Consider the following 17,198-nt stretch of genomic DNA (forward strand, 5'->3'; position numbering starts at 1 on the left):
CAAGCATCTTCCTAAATACTAAAAGCCACTGATTAAAGTGGCTTTTTTGTTAAATAAATCAGGGTTTATATTGGTCTATTACTTGCCTTTTGTCGTTGCGACAACAATCAATCCCCTGAGCTTGTTCAGCCTAAATACGGCCTTTATTTGAGCTAAAAAGTAGCTAGTCCCAAGGTGAGTTGTTACAAATCCATAGAGTTCTTTTATCAAATTAAAAGTGGCTAAATAAATGAAACTTCAACCATACTGATTTATAAGTTTGAATCACTTGGAATATTAGGAGGCACCATGGCTGGATTTTGGCAGACAGTTGGAGGCCGATTACTCAGCATTCCGTTACTCGCATTGTTGGGCTTTGTGGTATTGGGTCTAATGGAGCTAAATACCCTTAACCAGAGTTTGATTAAGGGGAGGGAAGATCGTGTTGTGGCGATTATTGATAGTGGCCTGAGCGTCGTTAAACATTATCAAGCTCTGGAGCAAAGCGGTTCGTTAAGCACTGAACAGGCGCAGCAGCAGGCCATGGCGACCATTAAGGCCATTCGTTATGATGGCGCGGAATATATTTGGATTAACGATACCGGTCGCCCTATACCCAAAATGGTTATGCATCCAACGGTATCGGCTCTGGACGGTACCGTATTGGATCGGCCCAACTTTTATCACGCCACTTTAATGCGTAACCGTGATGGCAGCCAACAACAGCCCCTCAATAATGCTAACTTGTTCGTCAGTTTTGTTGACGTGATTACCCGTTATGGCAATGGCTTTGTTGAATACCAATGGCCTAAACCCATAAAAGGCGGGGGAGTAACCGAGGAGCGCTACGCTAAGTTGTCTTACGTGGCTAAGGATGATAAATGGGGTTGGGTGCTGGGTTCTGGTCTTTATATTGATGATGTTAAGGAGGCCTTTTGGGCGGTGGCTATCCGAGTTGGATTAGTTGTCGTGGTTATTATGGCGCTGACCATAGGTGTGTCGTTATTTATCCGTCGCTGGTTATTACAGGCACTCGGCGGAGAACTGGCGACAACAAAAGCACTGGTACAGCAGGTTGCAGCAGGGGATTTTTCGGTGAACTTTGGCTTGAAAGCGGGAGATCACGATAGCCTGTTAGCGGCATTAAGTGGTCTTATCAAGCAATTACGCAATATTATCGGTCAACAGTCGTCGATGGCAGAGCAATTGGTCGAGCAATCTGAAGCGCTAGATCATACCAGCCAACAGACACAGCACATTTTACAAAATGTGATGGATCAAACTGCCCAAGTCGCCACCGCGGTAAATGAAATGACCTCGACCTGTGAGGACATGGCTCGCAGCGCGACTATGGCCGCTAAAGCGACAAGGGACGCCGACAATGAAGCTCAAAATGGGGTAATGTCCGTCGGGCAAACGATAACAGCGATTGATGCGCTTAAACTGAAACTGGAGCAAGTCTCTGATGTGATCGGGCAGTTATCTAAACGTGGTGATGAAATCGGCGCGGTCACCGATGTGATTGGTGCTATTGCGGAACAGACCAATCTATTGGCTTTAAATGCTGCGATAGAAGCGGCACGTGCAGGCGAAATGGGGCGGGGTTTTGCGGTGGTGGCAGATGAAGTTCGCACCCTTGCTAGCCGCTCTCAAGCGTCAACTCAGGACATTAATAGGCGTATTCAAGGTATTCAGCAAGACTCAGTCAACGCTGTGCAATCAATGGCGCAAAGCCGAACCGAAACAGAACAAACAATTGCCTGTTCTCAACGGGCCAATGAGGCACTAACGCGTATTAACGCCGCAGTGTCGAGCATTACCGATGTGAATGACCAACTTGCTAGCGCAACAGAACAACTGGCCGTTGTGTCGGGGACGATTAATCAGAATATGGAAAATATTGCGCAGGCGGTAGAAAACACCAATATCAAATCTTCAGAATTATCGACTGCTAGCCATCAACTACGGAAAATGGCTAATGAGATGAAAATATCTCTGAGTCGTTTTAGGTTATAAAGGGCTGATAACTATAAATGTTGATGGTGCTGCTAAGTTAATACTAGGTTTTACCTAGGCTGGAGTGAAAGGGGCGGGAACTGATGTTCACTTCCCGCCCGTATTGCATGCTTATTTGCGCGTCATTTTATCCAAATAGCCCATGGCAAAGGCGGATAACACAAAGGTGATGTGGATTAACAGATACCACATGATTTTGTCGTTATCGATGTTCTTCACATCCATAAAGATTTTCAGCAGATGGATCGACGAAATCGCCACAATTGACGCCGCCACTTTGTTTTTCAGTGAGCCTGAATCTAATTTACCCAGCCAACTGAGCTTCTCACTGTCTTCGCCCACATCCAGTTGCGAGACAAAATTCTCATAGCCAGAAAACATCACCATCACAATCAAGCCGCCCACGAGGGTGATATCAATTAAAGACAGGGTCACCAGCACCAGATCAACTTCAGTCATCGTAAAAATGATTGGCAGAATATGGAAGATTTCTTGGAAGAATTTAATGCCTAAGCCCAATAGCACTAGACTCAGCCCTAAATAGATCGGCGCCATAATCCAGCGTGATGCATACATGAGTCTTTCAAATATTTTTTCCATTTGGAGTAAACCCTTAGTGGTTAAAGCACAAAAATAGAATCTATGATGCTAAAACAATAACATACTGGGTTAACGCCGCGCTATCAGCCAATCGCAAAGGCGTGAGGTATATGCGGCTAAGCCCAAGGTTCGGGTCATAGCTGATTTGGTTTTGCGGCCTTACAGCCGAGGTGAATCAAAGTCGTGGGTCTTCAACCCACACCCGACCAAAAGGGGAAAAACGCCTGTTCCCCTTTTGGATATCCCCCGGCGTCCCCAACGGAGTTGAAAGCCCCTTGGGCATTTAGCGTCCTTATGCTACCGCGTCAGACGCTCGTCCCTGATTCGACTGACGCTATCTCGGCCTCCATGCCTCGCTCACGCAACGAACACAAATGCCCTGCGGCAACTCCGAGGGGATGGTGTATTCTGTAACTTCGGTGTTGGCTGTTAATCCCAAAAAAGTTATGCCTGTGAGATTCTTTCTTCTCACTTTCCTAAGAAATTTGCCATTGATGACATTTGTCATCCGTAATTGCTGACAACTCACACTGCCGTGATTTAGCAGATGCAGGGATACTTAAGCCATACCAACAAGGAGGCTTAATCATGCAACATCAATCACTGGATCAACAACTTATCGAATACCGCCAAAAACGTGCTTTAGCTATGCCCTTATCAGGCATGATTGTATGGACGCTATTGTTTATCTTGAGTTTTATTCTGTCAGCATCGCAAATGGTGATGGCAACATTTATCGGCACAGGTTCTATTGTCTATCTTGCTATGGGAGTCTCGCGTCTCACGGGTGAAAATATCTCCTTCAAGAAAAGCACTGATCGTAATTGGTTTGAGACTGTGTTTTTGGCTGCCATGGGGATGAGTTTTTTAACCTTTAGCATCAGTATTCCCTTTTTTATGGAAAACTATTTAGCCTTGCCCTTCGCCCTTGCAGTGCAAACAGGATTAATGTGGTTGGTTTTCGGCGTGTTAGCGGCGCAAAAGGTGGCGATTGTACATGCAATTGTGCGCACTGTGGCTTGCGTGGCTGCCTTTATGTTGTGGCCTGAGTTGAGTTTTCAGCTTCAACCTTTGATTGTGGTGGTATGTTATGGGTTCTCGATTCCACTCATGGAACGTCGTTGGAAGATTCAGCAAAATCTTTGTGTTGCAAGTTAGTTGGGCGTTTCAGTTTCCACTGACGTGTAGAAGAGCAATACGGCCTTCGGCCGAGGTAGATTAAAGTCGTGGGTCTTTAACCCATACCTTATGTAGAAGTTTAGTGATTGCGGCCTAACGGCCGAGGTAAATCAAAGTCGTGGGGCTTCACCCCACACCCGACCAAGAGGGGATCAACAGCAATTCCCTCTTGGATCTCCCTTGCCGCCCCCAGCGGAGTTGAAAGCCCCTTGTGCTCATAGCCAAATTTGCTATCGCTTCCGAAGGATGCATCCCTGCACCTGCGAAAGCTAGCTCGCCATCCATGGCGAGACTCACGCAATTTGTCTATTCGCCCTGCGGCAACTCCGAGGGGAGGGTGAACTTCTGTGAACTCGGCGTTTGCTGTTAGTCTCGAAAGAGTTGCGCCTGCCCCATCTTTCCCTTCCCCGAAAGCTACGCAGACATCCTGTCTGCGTCTCGCGCTATCCTTTTAATAAAGAGTCTTCAACGCCCTTCAGCAACTTCGCCGGGGAAGGTGAACTTCTTTAGTTCCCAGTGTTGGCTGTTCATCTCAAAAGAGTTACCCCACTTCTATCTTTCATTGGTGGGTTTCGACTCAAAAAATCTTACCTGTATTGGCTGTGACGAGTGGAGTGAGATTTTCTTTAGAGGTTATAAATTTCTAATAATATCAGGTGGTTTATTCTCTTTTTAAAATCATTGAATGCTGTATAATGCGAAAATGGATATTTATAATGGGGAAGATTATGAATTCAACAAAACTAAACATTGGAGCTAAGTTTTCATTGTTTGTTGTTTCATTCTTACCTCTATTTTTATTGCTTGTTTTTTTGCAGTTTTATAGAGGTAATATAAATATTTCACATCCTGAACTATGCGGGTCGTTTTTGTTGCCTCAAATATTTTCATCGGTTTTGTTGCTGGTGAGTTTGGTTGGTGTTTTAGGGTTGTTCTTAACTATTAATAATATGAAGAGGCGAGTTTTCAAGGATGGGTTCACAGGTAAGATTATAGAAATTGAAAATAAAAATAGTGATGTGATTTTGTATTTGTTTACATATCTTGCTTTACTTTCATTCTCTGATATGTCTAAAACTGATAATGTAGTTATTTTATCTACGTTTTTGATTATTACTTATCGTATTTATGTTAATTCTAATATGTTAATTGTTAATCCGGTACTGGGCTTTTTTAAATATAGTATTTACCAAGTTTCTTATGAAAATAATGGAGTTGCAAGAAAAGGGATGGTCATAACTTCTTCTAGTGATTTGAATATAAATGTTTGTTTGAATATGTTGGATTTAGATAAGAACTTATTTTATGTTGAGGTAGCAAATGGATAGTGGGATCGCAACGTTAGATGTATTAAAGCCTGAAGAGTTACTTGAGTACACTGAATTGCTAAATGACAAGGGTAAATCACTAAAATTGTCATTGTTTTTTGTAATGCGTGAACTAAAAGCAGGGGTGAAACCCAATGATCCAGTGATGGATAAATACAACTTCAACTTAGTAAAAGCATCTTTGACTGATGAATTGATTGGACACTTCAGGGGGTTGCTTGCTACTCAGATTGAGAAACATTCTGCAAAGGATGAAGTTGAAATTAGTGAGTATAGGGTTATTGATGATGACTCTGGGGATAAAATTTACTCTTATGCGTTAAATAATGCTTTATCATTTTCGGATGTGGTAACCAATAAAATTGAAGATGATACTAAGTATTCAATAGTTAAAAGTCTTACAGATCTAAAAAGTAGCACTAGTTCGACTGCTGGGCCTAAATTATGGGCATATTGTTTACGTGTGGAAAATATAAATAATAGTGAGATTTTTTACTCATTCAGAAAGATTGCTGATGGAAAATTAATTACAAGCGATCAAAGTATTAGAGATAGGGTTTCGGCACTTTTTGATATTAATCATAAAGAGTTGAAGGCTTTTGATGGAAACTTAATTAATTTTGACGATAAAATTGATTGTGTATGCATAAAAGATAGATTTTATGTTTTTCATAAAAAATCATTTGAAAGTATCCTTGGTATGGATGAGGAGTTTCTTGAGGTATCTAAAAAGACATTGAAGACAATTCAGTCATCTAATGTCATTGATGAGCATGGTATGGGTATTCTTGATAATCTTATTACCCATAAGCCATCAATTAGAAAACAGTTGATTAGTATCACTGAAAAAAATAATCATCAGGATATTCATATCGAAGAGGTTAACCGTGTTCGCACAGAACAGATGAAAAAAGACCCTTTTGAAATCGAAAATGGAAAAATTAAGTTTTCTTCTGAAAATGCAGAGTCTGATGCAAGAGACTTTTTAAAAATTATGAATGATTATTATAAAAAAGGTCTAACGTCTGGGAAGATTTACAAGACAGATGCTGGCAGTTTAGTTGATAAGTAGGAAAGTTCGGACAGGCATAATTCTTTCTGAATTTACAGTCCATACAGTATCGGCAGGAGTTTACCATCCCCTCGGAGTTGCCGCAGGGCATTTGCGTTCGTTGCGTGAGCGAGGCATGGAGGCCGAGATAGCGTCAGTCGAATCAGGGACGAGCGTCTGACGCGATAGCATAAGGACGCCAAATGCCCAAGGGGCTTTCAACTCCGTTAGGGGCGTCTTGGAGAATCCAAGGAGGATAGGACGAGCAGTCCTCCTTGGTCGGGTGTGGGGTGAAGCCCCACGACTTTGATTCACCTCGGCCGTCAGGCCGCAATTTATCCAGCGGTAAAGCCGCATAAAAAACCAAAATGTCGCATTCCGCGACAATAAAAAAGCCACTGTGGTTAGTGGCTTTTATCATAAAAATCAAAATCTAAGCGATTCGGCTTAGTCTAAATCAGGTTCTTCGCGCTCTTTATTTACGAGAATCCGAACCATGGTAGCTTAGGCAAACGTCCACTTCATTAGCGCTACCTAGGATAACCGCAACGCGTTGGTGAATTTGCGTTGGTTGAATATCCAAAATGGTTTCATAACCGGTAGAGGCTTTACCGCCAGCTTGCTCGACTAACAAGGCCATTGGGTTGGCTTCGTACATTAAACGCAGTTTGTATGGCTTTTTCGGATCTTTATTGTCGGTTGGATAAGTAAAAATACCGCCGCGAGACAGTACGCGGTGCACGTCGCCCACCATGGCGGCAATCCAGCGCATGTTGAAGGATTTTTCGCGCGGGCCAATTTTGCCTAGCAGTAAATCGGCGATATAGGTCTGCATTGGCGCTTCCCAAAAACGTTGGTTCGACATGTTAATGGCGAATTCTTGGGTGTCTGGGCTGATGCTCATGGCCGCGTTGGTCAGTAAAAATTCGTTGGTTTCTGGGTGTAGGGTAAAGAGTTGCACGCCTTGGCCTGTGGTGAGGGCGAGCATGGTTGATGGGCCGTAGAGCACATAACCTGCGGCTAACTGATGGCGGCCCGATTGCAAAAAGCTTGTTTCAGTTAGCTCGCCAGCAGAGGCGGGCAGGACAGAGAAAATGGTGCCGACCAGTGAGTTGATATCGATATTCGATGAACCATCTAAAGGGTCGAAACATACCAGATATTGACCATTGGCGCTGACTTCAACCACATGATCTTCTTCCTCAGAGGCGAGGCCGCGCACTGTTCCGTCGGCTTTTAATGCATCTTTGAGCATATCGTTGGTGATGATATCCAGTTTCTTCTGGGTTTCACCTTGGACGTTTTCTTGTTCGGTCGCGCCTAACACACCGGCTAAGGCCCCGTGGCGCACGGCATGGCTGATGGCTTTTGAGGTGTCGGCTAAGGTCAAAATCAGTTGCGTGAGGGATTCGTTCACTGCCTTTGAGGTTAAGTGCTGGGCAAGAGTCTGCATGTTAGGTCCTTTAGGGGTTCAACATTGAGGTCAATTTCATTATTTGCCGCGAATAATAACTCAGTTAGTCGACAATTTCAGCGATGTTGCTGCGGGTTTTAATCAATTTAAGCCAAGAGGGCTATCCCTTTGTGTCAGACTGAGTGGGTTATCTTGAAAATTCAGCTAACTTAAGGAGTTTGCCTGCTAATTTGTATCTGTATATTGCCTGCGCTTTTTATTTAGGCTGTGCCTTGGCACAATGGCGGCAGTTTTTCATCGCCACCTAAAGGCGAATATGCTTCCAAGGAATAATAATGACTAAAAATGGGTTAGCTTCTTCCCTGCGCTCGGTGACATTGGGCGTCTCATCCCTACTGATAGCGAGTCAACTGGCCATGGTTTCTAGCGCGATATTTACCCCCGCCTATGCACTTGAGGGCGGCACAACGCCGCTGACTATCGAGCGCATGAATGCGTCTCCTGCCTTGGCGGGTACGAGTCCCCGTGGATTAAAGTTATCCCCCGATGGCCAAAGGGTGACCTATATTGCGGGACGTAAAGATAACCAAAACTTTTACGATCTCTGGCAGATGGACGTGAAGACGGGCGAATCTAGCCTGTTGCTGAATGCCGATAAGTTGGCGAGCAATGAACTGTCCGATGAAGAAAAGGCCCGCCGCGAGCGCCAACGTATTTATGGCGACGGCATTATGGAATATTTCTGGGTGGACGATAGCAAGGCGCTGTTGATCCCTGCCTCGGGTAATCTGTATTACTTCTCCTTAGCGGATAACAGCGTTAGCCAACTGCCGATAGGCGAGGGCTTTGCCACCGATGCGCGCCTATCGCCCAAGGGTAACTTTGTATCCTTCGTGCGGGACCAAAATTTGTATGTGCTCAATTTAGCGACTAAAAAGCTTGAGGCCATGACCACTGACGGTGGCGGCGCGATTAAAAATGCCATGGCGGAATTTGTGGCGCAGGAAGAAATGAGCCGCATGACGGGTTACTGGTGGGCGCCCGATGAGTCGGCCATCGCCTTTACCCGTATCGATGAGTCAGGCGTCGAGTTAGTTACTCGCAATGAAATCTACGCCGATGGCATTAAGCTTACCGAGCAGCGTTATCCGGCGGCGGGCAAAAACAATGTCGAGATCCAACTGGGCGTTGTGACCCTGAATAATAAAGCCATCAATTGGGTCACCTTAAGCGATGATAAAAACAAGGATATTTACCTGCCTCGCGTCGATTGGTTGCCGGATAGCAAGCATTTATCCTTCCAGTGGCAGAGCCGCGATCAACAAAAATTAGACCTGCAACTGGTGGCGCTCGATGCGCTGACCAAGCCGAAAACCTTAGTCAAAGAGCGCAGCGATGCTTGGGTGAATCTTAACAATGACCTGCACTTCTTAAAGCAACAATCGGCGTTTATTTGGGCCTCGGAGCGTGACGGCTTTAATCATCTGTATTTGTTTGACCTAAAAGGTAAGCTGAAGACGCAACTGACCGAGGGCAATTGGGCTGTCGATGAGCTGGAATATATTGATGAAACCGCAGGTTGGGTGTACTTCACTGGCCGTAAAGATACCCCAATCGAAAAACACCTTTACCGTGTGCCGTTAGCGGGTGGCAAAGTTGAGCGCGTGAGCAGCGAGGCTGGGATGCACGATCCGGTATTTGCCGATAATCAAAGCGTGTATCTGGATTATTTCAATAGCTTATCTCAGCCGCCGCAGATCAGTTTGCACGGCGATAAGGGCCAACATCTGGCGTGGGTGGAGCAAAACCAAGTCAAAGTAGGTCATCCTTTGTATGACTATGCAGGCCTGTGGCAACAGCCTGAGTTTAAAGAACTTAAGGCGGAAGATGGGCAAATCTTGCAAACGCGCCTCTTTAAACCTGTGCCCTTCGATGCGAGCAAAAAGTACCCCGTGGTGGTGCGTGTTTATGGCGGCCCACATGCGCAATTGGTAACGAATAGCTGGAGTGAGCAGGATTACTTTACCCAATACTTAGTGCAGCAAGGTTATGTGGTATTTCAACTGGATAACCGTGGCAGTGCCCACAGAGGCACTAAGTTCGAACAGGTGATTTACCGTCACTTGGGCGAAGCGGAAGTGAACGACCAAAAGGTTGGCGTCGATTATCTGCGCAGCTTGCCCTTTGTCGATAGCAACAATGTGGCGATTTATGGCCACAGCTACGGCGGTTATATGGCCTTGATGAGTTTGTTTAAGGCGCCGGATTACTTTAAGGCGGCGATTTCGGGCGCGCCCGTCACCGATTGGCGCTTGTACGACACTCACTACACCGAACGTTATCTCGCCCATCCTGCGAATAATGAACAAGGTTACGAAGCCAGTAGCGTGTTCCCCTATGTGAAAAACTATCAGTCGGGGTTATTGATGTACCACGGTATGGCGGACGATAACGTGTTGTTTGAAAACAGTACTCGCGTGTATAAGGCGTTGCAGGACGAAGGTAAATTATTCCAGATGATTGATTATCCGGGGTCTAAGCATTCGATGCGCGGTGAGAAAGTGCGTAATCACTTATACCGCTCGCTGGCGGATTTCCTCGATAGACAGCTTAAAAGCGGCAAATAACTCAGCTTTAGGTTGGCATTTATATCAGACTGGCATTTATGCCAGAGTGGCGTTTTTAAAAGAGTGGGGTAACGTCCTCACTCTTTTTTATTTTGTATGATTCTGAGTTAAGCCTATTTATTTAACAGTACGCTGCTTAGTTTAATCACAACACACTCAATACTTATCTGGCGCTCAATATTCCAGTTCACTGAGTTGTATTTTGGATTTCCAGTTTGTTTATACCAATCGTATTAAATATCTGTTCATTCAGCGGGAATTCAACGCGCTTTAGACAAGGCGAAGGCTTGAAGGCATAGTGGTGCTCTGTCGAAAGCCTTAAACGCAGTATAAAGCGCGTTGAAACCCGCCCTTTGGGAGCCACACAGACATCCCACTCCGGTGTTGCATTGACTTAAAAGGGAATGACCATTTCTGCGTCAATGCGCCTTGGATTGAAATGCCTGTGAGGCTCTGAACTGATTAGATATTTAATGTGATTGGTATTATTTCGTACAGCTAAAACCTTTTTTGCAGAGATAAAAAAACCAGATCCTAGGATCTGGTTTTTTATGGCGTTCAAACGGTAAGTTGAAGATTAGTCTTCTAAGTTACCGCAGAAACGGTAGCCTTCACCGTGAATGGTAGCGATGATTTCTGGCGTATCTGGCAAGCTTTCGAAGTGCTTACGAATACGACGGATAGTCACGTCAACAGTACGGTCGTGTGGCTTTAACTCACGGCCAGTCATCTTCATCAGTAGATCGGCACGAGTTAAGATTTTGCCTGGGTTTTCAACAAAGTGCAGCATAGCGCGGAATTCGCTACGTGGCAGTTTGTAAGATTCACCCTGTGGGCTGACGAGAGAACGGCTGTTGATCTCTAGGCTCCAATCGTTAAAACGATAGTATTCTACAGAGCTCTTTTCTTCGACTTCATTGCCTGCGCTATTAACACGAGTCAGAAGGTTGCGAGCACGAATCGTCAATTCACGAGGATTGAACGGCTTGGTAATATAATCGTCCGCGCCAATTTCAAGTCCAAGGATTTTGTCGACTTCGTTGTCACGGCCTGTTAAGAAGATCAGACCGATGTTGTTGATTTCACGTAATTCACGTGCCAACAACAGACCGTTTTTACCTGGTAGGTTAATGTCCATAACCACGAGGTTAATTTTGTTTTCCTGCATAGCCTTATGCATTTCTGCGCCATCATTGGCCTCAGTTACCACATACCCTTCTGCCTCGAAAATACTTCTTAGCGTGTTACGGGTAACGGCTTCATCTTCAACGATCAGAATGTGCGGATTTTGCATATTAAGTACCTAAATTTTAACCAATATTCTAACCATAAGAATCACTTACATCGGATTCTTATATTCATAAAATGTTGATACTTCCACTTACTGCTCTGTGCTTCAAAGGGAAGATCTTCACGGCTACACGTCAGGATGTATATAAGTGAACGTTTAAAGTGTAATACGATAAAACGTAACCAGTATCAACTTCGATAAGCAATAGTTAAAAATAGTTCCTTAACTATTGTTTTTTTTAAAATGTTTAAATGATAAATCAAATGTAGAACACATTTTAAAAGATGTCTGGCCAGCATAAGGTGATTTCGCAGAGGAATCTAACAAACCCTTGTCAAGATTAAGCAAACTTAATGTTATCTGCTTAACTGGCCAATGACGACATTGTACTCGTTTTAGGCATTTGTTAACAAATGAAATGTTAACAAATTTCAGGCTGAGACGCTGATTTACCATGATATTTACTTTAGTCATTGATTAGTATAACTAATGTATTTTTAATTCTTGTGAGCCAGTTCACGCCTCTTTGGATTTTTTAGGCTCTCTGTTAAACTAGCGCGGGTTCATTTTTCGACTAGACTACCAATGGACAACATGACTCAAGATTTGTGGCAGCATTATCAAACGCCGTTGTTTTTGCTTACTCAAGCATTATCCTGTGATTTTTCCTTTGCTGTAATTACCGCCCATAATCCCGCTTCAACCCTCCTCACTCCCAGCCAAAACCGATTACTCGACCGCCAACTTCTACGTGAAATTGAATTATTAGGCAGTCCCTATCGTGCACTGATTGGGGCATCGCCAGATTTATCCCATATGGAGAAGAGCTGGGCCGTGTTTATTGATCGCAGCATGGCCTTGCAGTTGGGGAAAAAGTTTAATCAATACGCTATCTACATGGTGGAACAGGGCGAGGTGAGTTTAGTGCCTTGTACATTAGCCGGGCAAACAGAGGTGTGTTTAGGTCGATTTAACGACTATGTGCGTTTGGTTTATGAGCTACCGGACTTGGTCACCTAACCGCGATTGACGCTTTTAATCGCTCCTCTGGCTAAGCTTTGCTGATCTCACGGCAAGGCTAGTTTGTTTTTCTTCTTTGCTAGATCTGATTGATTTTTCCCTATTCTCGTTTGGCATGAGTCGCAAACGTTTTAAATTCCCATTGTTTTTAAATGCGTTTATTGAATTTGTATATAGTGTGTGAAATTAGCATTGACTTCATTAGGGGTTTATTGCTACTTTTTTCGTCCCTTTCCGGCGGAAAGGAACAGAAGAGGAGCGTTAACTAGGTAGTCAGTCAGAGGAGCACAAACTCCAGCGATGATTGATGAGGGAGATTAACGCCGAGGCATAGATATGGTTGCTGCATGTTTATGTCGGTCGCTTAGGCTGAATCCTAACGATTGTCACCTGTAATTGGTGGAGAGCTTCTGGTGACGATTGCTGTTTCCCTTCTATTGGGGTGCGTATCATTGAGCACCAGGCTCTTCGAACGAAGTTAGTTCGGAGCGTAATCATGTTAGTTAATCAATATCTTATCCTTGTTTGTGCCGTGTATTCTGCTTCTGCGGAGGTGCGCTAATGTCCCTTGTTGTCGCAAAGTTTGGTGGTACTTCAGTCGCCGATTACGGTGCAATGAATCGCTGCGCCGAGATTGTACTGGGTAATCCCGATTGCCGTTTAGTGGTGGTTAGCGCCTCTAGTGGCGTGACTAACCTGTTGGTTGAACTGACCCAAGAGTCAATTAACGACGATGGTCGCTTACAACGATTAAAGCAAATTGCGCAGATTCAATACGCTATCTTAGATAAACTCGGTCGCCCTAATGATGTTGCTGCCGCGTTAGATAAGCTGTTAAGCCGTATGGCGGTATTAAGCGAAGCGCTGGCGTCCCAGCGCAGTAAGGCCACCATGGATGAGTTATTGTCCCTTGGCGAGCAGTGTTCGTCGGCATTATTTGCGGCGGTATTGCGCGAAAAAGGCGCCAACTCAAGTGCCTTCGATGTGCGCCGTGTGTTGCGCACCGACAGCCATTTTGGCCGCGCCGAGCCACAGGTTGAGCAAATTGCAGTGTTATCCCGTGAACACTTACAGCCATTGCTATCTGAGCAAGTGATTGTGACTCAAGGCTTTATTGGCTCCGATGAAGCGGGGCAAACCACAACTCTCGGCCGTGGCGGTAGCGACTATTCTGCGGCACTGTTAGCCGAAGCCTTAAAAGCCTCAGCGGTTGAGATTTGGACCGATGTGGCCGGGATTTATACGACCGATCCGCGCCTCGCGCCAAATGCCCATCCGATTGCCGAAATCAGCTTTAACGAAGCCGCCGAAATGGCGACCTTTGGTGCTAAAGTATTACATCCTGCGACGATTCTTCCGGCCGTGCGCCAACAAATTCAAGTGTTTGTCGGTTCAAGCAAGGAGCCTGAAAAAGGTGGCACTTGGATCCGCCATCAGGTTGAAGATGCACCCGTGTTCCGCGCGGTGGCGCTGCGCCGCGACCAAACGCTACTCAATCTGCACAGCCTACAAATGCTGCATGCGCAGGGCTTCTTGGCTGAAACCTTTGCCACATTGGCAAGACACAAGATCAGTGTGGATTTGATCACCACCTCCGAAGTTAACGTATCGCTCACTCTAGATAAAACCGGCTCCGATTCAAGCGGGCAAGGTTTATTAAGTGAAGCGTTGCTGCAAGAATTATCGCAACATTGCCGCGTGCGTGTGGAGGATGGTTTAGCATTGGTGGCGATTATCGGTAATCGCATCGCTACGACTGCGGGTATTTGTCGCCGCGTGTTTGAAGTGCTCGAACCCCATAATGTGCGCATGATCTGCCAAGGCGCCAGCCCGCATAACTTGTGTGTGTTAGTGGCCGAATCCGAAGCGGCACAAGTGGTTAAAGCGTTGCACGAAAATTTGTTTGAAGGCGTTTAGTATGTTGCCGACAACATCGTCTCTGCAAATTGGGGAGCTTGCCGCAGGGCAGGCTCTGACGCTGCCGATTTATCACTTTAAGCCAAGTGGTCATGTATCTGGCCCTAAAGTGTATATTCAGGCTAATGTCCATGGTGCTGAGGTGCAAGGCAATGCGGTGATTTATCAATTGATGAAGCAGTTGGAAAATTGCGACATCTTAGGGGAAATTACCTTAGTGCCCTTGGCTAATCCGCTGGGGATTAATCAAAAAAGCGGTGAGTTTACACTGGGGCGTTTTGACCCTATCACTGGCGTAAACTGGAATCGTGAGTACTTAAATCACGCGATAGATTTACCCGCTTGGTACAGTGAACATGCTGAGCTTAGCGATAGCGAACTTATTCAAGCATATCGCAGCACCTTGATTGAAGCTTGCCTGCAGCGGTTACGTAACGATTGGGGCGTGACCACGGGCCACAGATTGGCGGTTAGCTTACAGGCTATGGCCCATGCAGCGGATATAGTGCTCGATCTGCATACTGGGCCTAAATCCTGTAAACATTTGTATTGCCCTGAATATGATATTGCAGCGGCGCAGTTTTTCACGATTCCTTACACATTGGTGATCCCCAATAGTTTTGGTGGCTCAATGGATGAGGCGGCATTTTGTCCTTGGTGGCAATTGAGTGAAGTGGCGAAAGCGCAGGGGCGGGATCTCAATATTGCCGTTTCAGCTTTTACCTTGGAACTGGCGAGCCAAGAACGCATTTGCCTTGAGGATGCTTTAGTCGATGCTAAAGGCATTTTGGCCTATTTAAGCCATCGAGGGGTGATTGCCGAGCAAGTGGAACCCGTTAAGATGCCGCGTTTTGGCTGTTATCTTAAGGATTACAAAAAGTACCATGCGCCTATGGCGGGCTTGGTGGAATATGTGGCGCCCGTGGGAGAGCCGCTTGCGGCGGGTGAGACCTTAGTCAATCTGCTGCGACTCGACTTATATGGCAGTGCGCAGGAGCTGACTGCACTCAGTTTACCCCAGGATTGTGTGCCTATACTCCATTTTGCCTCGGCGTCGGTGCATCAAGGCACAGAGCTCTATAAAGTCATGACCAATCTGTTTGAATTGCCGTATTAACGGCAATTTGCAAAACAAAACGCCAATCTCGAGATTGGCGTTTTTTATTACAGTCTACAACCACTTAAAGCGATAGAATAGCGCCATTTGCAGGGCAACCAGCGATATTAAAATACCGCAGAAGGTCGCAAAAGCCCATGCGTTATCCGCACCGGGAATACCGCCGATATTGACCCCAAGCAAACCGGTTAAAAAGCCCAGAGGCAAGAAAATTGCCGAGACTAAGGATAAGAAATACAAGCGCTTGTTTAGCTGCTCCGATTGCTGGCTGAGTAATTCTTCCTGGGTCACATTGGCCCTATCACGCAGTGCATCTAAGTCTTCAATTGTGCGAATAAGCTTATCCGTGGTTTCGCGCATCTTAAGTTTTTCGGGCTCATTAAACAGCACAAATTGATCGGACAGCATCTTAGTGAAGGCTTCTTTCTGTGGGCCTAAATAGCGGCGCAAGGCTACGGTTTGTCGGCGTAGTTCGGCAATATCAGTACGTAAATCTTTAACATTGCCAGAAACAACTTGTTCTTCTAATTCTGAAAGTTGCTCCTCTAGCGTATCGATAAAATCGACTTTACGTGTAGTCAGTTTTTCACAAATGGCGAGGAGAAAATCTCCTGTGGTGGTGGGGCCTGTGCCTTCCATGATCAGTTCTGCCACATCTTTAACCGATTGCAACTCGCGATCACAGGTGGAAATAATGCGCTGTCTATCGGCGTAAATTCGCACGGCGACCATATCTTCAGGTGCTGAGTTTGGATTTAAGTTAATACCGCGCAGTGCCAGTAATACACCTTCCCCTGCCAATACGGCTCGAGGGCGAGTATCTTGGGCGAGCAGGGCATCGGTTTCGACTTTATTAAGACCGCTGTTTAACACCCAATGGCGAGCCTTTTTGTGGCGATAACGTAGGTGTACCCAAATCAACCCGTCCTTAGGGTCCCAATTTTCAAGTTGTTCTGGGCTTAAGGTTGAGCCAGCTCGTGCGCCGCTAAGCACTATGCTATAGATAAATCCTTCGTGCATGTCACATTCCATCTCATGCTAAATCATCGGGTAAAGCTAACTGATTTTACAGTGGAAATGAAGCCTAGCGTCGTTTCCTCTCACAATAACTTCAGCGCTAGATGAGTAAATTGCTGGCCAAGCAACTTATGATGAAATAGATTAAAATTAGCCTTAGTTGTAATGTATTGAGAAGATAAAATGGAATATGAATTTCGGCGTAACAGTTTGACTGGCATGTATTTAGCCAGCTTTAGCATGGACCATGAGGTACTGGGCCAATGGTTTTCAGAAGAGTTGGGGCCTGAGTTAGCCAAAATTCAGCAAGTGCTCGATATTATCAAAGAAATTCAAACAGGTAAGCGAGTTTCTTGGCGTTTTATCGGCAAAGATATTACCTTAGATCTGGATGAGGAGCAGGCACGAATTTACGCTAATGCTTTAGGATTTGAGCAGGATTATGAACTCGAAGAGGCGATGTCCCTCTATGATGCTGAATCTGAGGCTTACTGTGGGCTAGAAGATTTAGAAGAAGCGCTACTTAGTTGGTATGAATTTGTGCAAAAAGGGCTATAACCGCTCGCTGTGAATATCAACAAATAATAAAGGCAATCTATTGATTGCCTTTATTATTTAATGGAGTAAGTCTATCACTTATCC

The 17,198-nt window shown here is 45.3% G+C and carries 13 protein-coding genes and 1 riboswitch; of the genes, 9 read left to right on the top strand and 4 right to left on the bottom strand.

Features of this window, described 5'->3' with window-relative positions; all coding sequences use genetic code 11:
- Positions 1–288: 288 nt before the first annotated feature.
- Positions 289–1,995, top strand: coding sequence for a methyl-accepting chemotaxis protein (locus tag HG547_RS03865; RefSeq protein WP_069454263.1), 1,707 nt, complete (start codon positions 289–291; stop codon positions 1,993–1,995).
- A gap of 111 nt (positions 1,996–2,106) precedes the next feature.
- Here HG547_RS03865 and HG547_RS03870 read toward each other — a convergent pair whose 3' ends face one another.
- A complete protein-coding gene (locus HG547_RS03870) occupies positions 2,107–2,595 on the bottom strand; it encodes a TIGR00645 family protein (protein ID WP_037429841.1) in 489 nt (162 codons plus the stop codon).
- Between the two features lie 588 nt (positions 2,596–3,183).
- Between HG547_RS03870 and HG547_RS03875 the strand changes: the two genes are divergently transcribed.
- The 3 genes from HG547_RS03875 (at position 3,184) to HG547_RS03885 (ending at position 6,174) form a co-directional block, all read left to right on the top strand.
- Complete coding sequence (locus tag HG547_RS03875) at positions 3,184–3,753, top strand: hypothetical protein (protein WP_169547065.1); 570 nt, start codon at positions 3,184–3,186, stop codon at positions 3,751–3,753.
- Between the two features lie 737 nt (positions 3,754–4,490).
- On the top strand, positions 4,491–5,102 hold the full coding sequence (locus HG547_RS03880; RefSeq protein ID WP_169547066.1) for a hypothetical protein: 612 nt from the start codon (positions 4,491–4,493) through the stop codon (positions 5,100–5,102).
- Complete coding sequence (locus HG547_RS03885) at positions 5,095–6,174, top strand: Kiwa anti-phage protein KwaB-like domain-containing protein (protein ID WP_099457460.1); 1,080 nt, start codon at positions 5,095–5,097, stop codon at positions 6,172–6,174. The genes HG547_RS03880 and HG547_RS03885 overlap by 8 nt, the downstream gene beginning before the upstream one ends.
- A gap of 454 nt (positions 6,175–6,628) precedes the next feature.
- Here HG547_RS03885 and HG547_RS03895 read toward each other — a convergent pair whose 3' ends face one another.
- Positions 6,629–7,606 carry a class 1 fructose-bisphosphatase gene (locus tag HG547_RS03895; RefSeq protein ID WP_169547067.1) on the bottom strand — a complete coding sequence of 326 codons (978 nt, stop codon included), beginning with the start codon at positions 7,604–7,606 and terminating at the stop codon, positions 6,629–6,631.
- Between the two features lie 296 nt (positions 7,607–7,902).
- On the opposite strand from HG547_RS03895, the gene HG547_RS03900 reads away from it, so the two are divergent.
- Entirely contained in the window at positions 7,903–10,194 is a 2,292-nt protein-coding gene (locus HG547_RS03900) for a S9 family peptidase (protein ID WP_169547068.1), read from the top strand.
- A gap of 577 nt (positions 10,195–10,771) precedes the next feature.
- Here the strand turns inward: HG547_RS03900 and arcA are convergent.
- Positions 10,772–11,488, bottom strand: coding sequence for a two-component system response regulator ArcA (gene arcA / locus HG547_RS03905; RefSeq protein WP_007644695.1), 717 nt, complete (start codon positions 11,486–11,488; stop codon positions 10,772–10,774).
- A 582-nt stretch (positions 11,489–12,070) separates the two neighbouring features.
- Here arcA and HG547_RS03910 point away from each other — a divergent pair.
- The 3 genes from HG547_RS03910 to HG547_RS03920 all read left to right on the top strand — a co-directional run bounded on the left by HG547_RS03910 (position 12,071) and on the right by HG547_RS03920 (position 15,539).
- Positions 12,071–12,505, top strand: coding sequence for a DUF3293 domain-containing protein (locus HG547_RS03910; RefSeq protein WP_037430123.1), 435 nt, complete (start codon positions 12,071–12,073; stop codon positions 12,503–12,505).
- 243 nt (positions 12,506–12,748) lie between these two features.
- Positions 12,749–12,923, top strand: a riboswitch (Lysine riboswitch).
- Positions 12,924–13,066: 143 nt separating this feature from the next.
- Positions 13,067–14,422: a lysine-sensitive aspartokinase 3 gene (gene lysC, locus HG547_RS03915; RefSeq protein ID WP_055647859.1), complete on the top strand. Its 1,356-nt coding sequence runs from the start codon at positions 13,067–13,069 to the stop codon at positions 14,420–14,422.
- Position 14,423: 1 nt separating this feature from the next.
- Positions 14,424–15,539 carry a succinylglutamate desuccinylase/aspartoacylase family protein gene (locus HG547_RS03920; protein ID WP_169547069.1) on the top strand — a complete coding sequence of 372 codons (1,116 nt, stop codon included), beginning with the start codon at positions 14,424–14,426 and terminating at the stop codon, positions 15,537–15,539.
- 54 nt (positions 15,540–15,593) lie between these two features.
- Here HG547_RS03920 and HG547_RS03925 read toward each other — a convergent pair whose 3' ends face one another.
- Positions 15,594–16,559 (bottom strand): zinc transporter ZntB, encoded by a 966-nt coding sequence (locus HG547_RS03925; protein ID WP_037421970.1) that lies wholly within the window; start codon positions 16,557–16,559, stop codon positions 15,594–15,596.
- Between the two features lie 180 nt (positions 16,560–16,739).
- Here HG547_RS03925 and HG547_RS03930 point away from each other — a divergent pair, with 180 nt between their 5' ends.
- Positions 16,740–17,114, top strand: a complete 375-nt coding sequence (locus tag HG547_RS03930; RefSeq protein WP_169547070.1) for a YacL family protein — start codon at positions 16,740–16,742, stop codon at positions 17,112–17,114.
- The last annotated feature ends 84 nt before the right edge of the window (positions 17,115–17,198 follow it).

This window comes from Shewanella sp. DNRA4 (genome assembly GCF_012843185.1).
GTDB classification, from domain to species: Bacteria; Pseudomonadota; Gammaproteobacteria; order Enterobacterales; family Shewanellaceae; genus Shewanella; species Shewanella xiamenensis.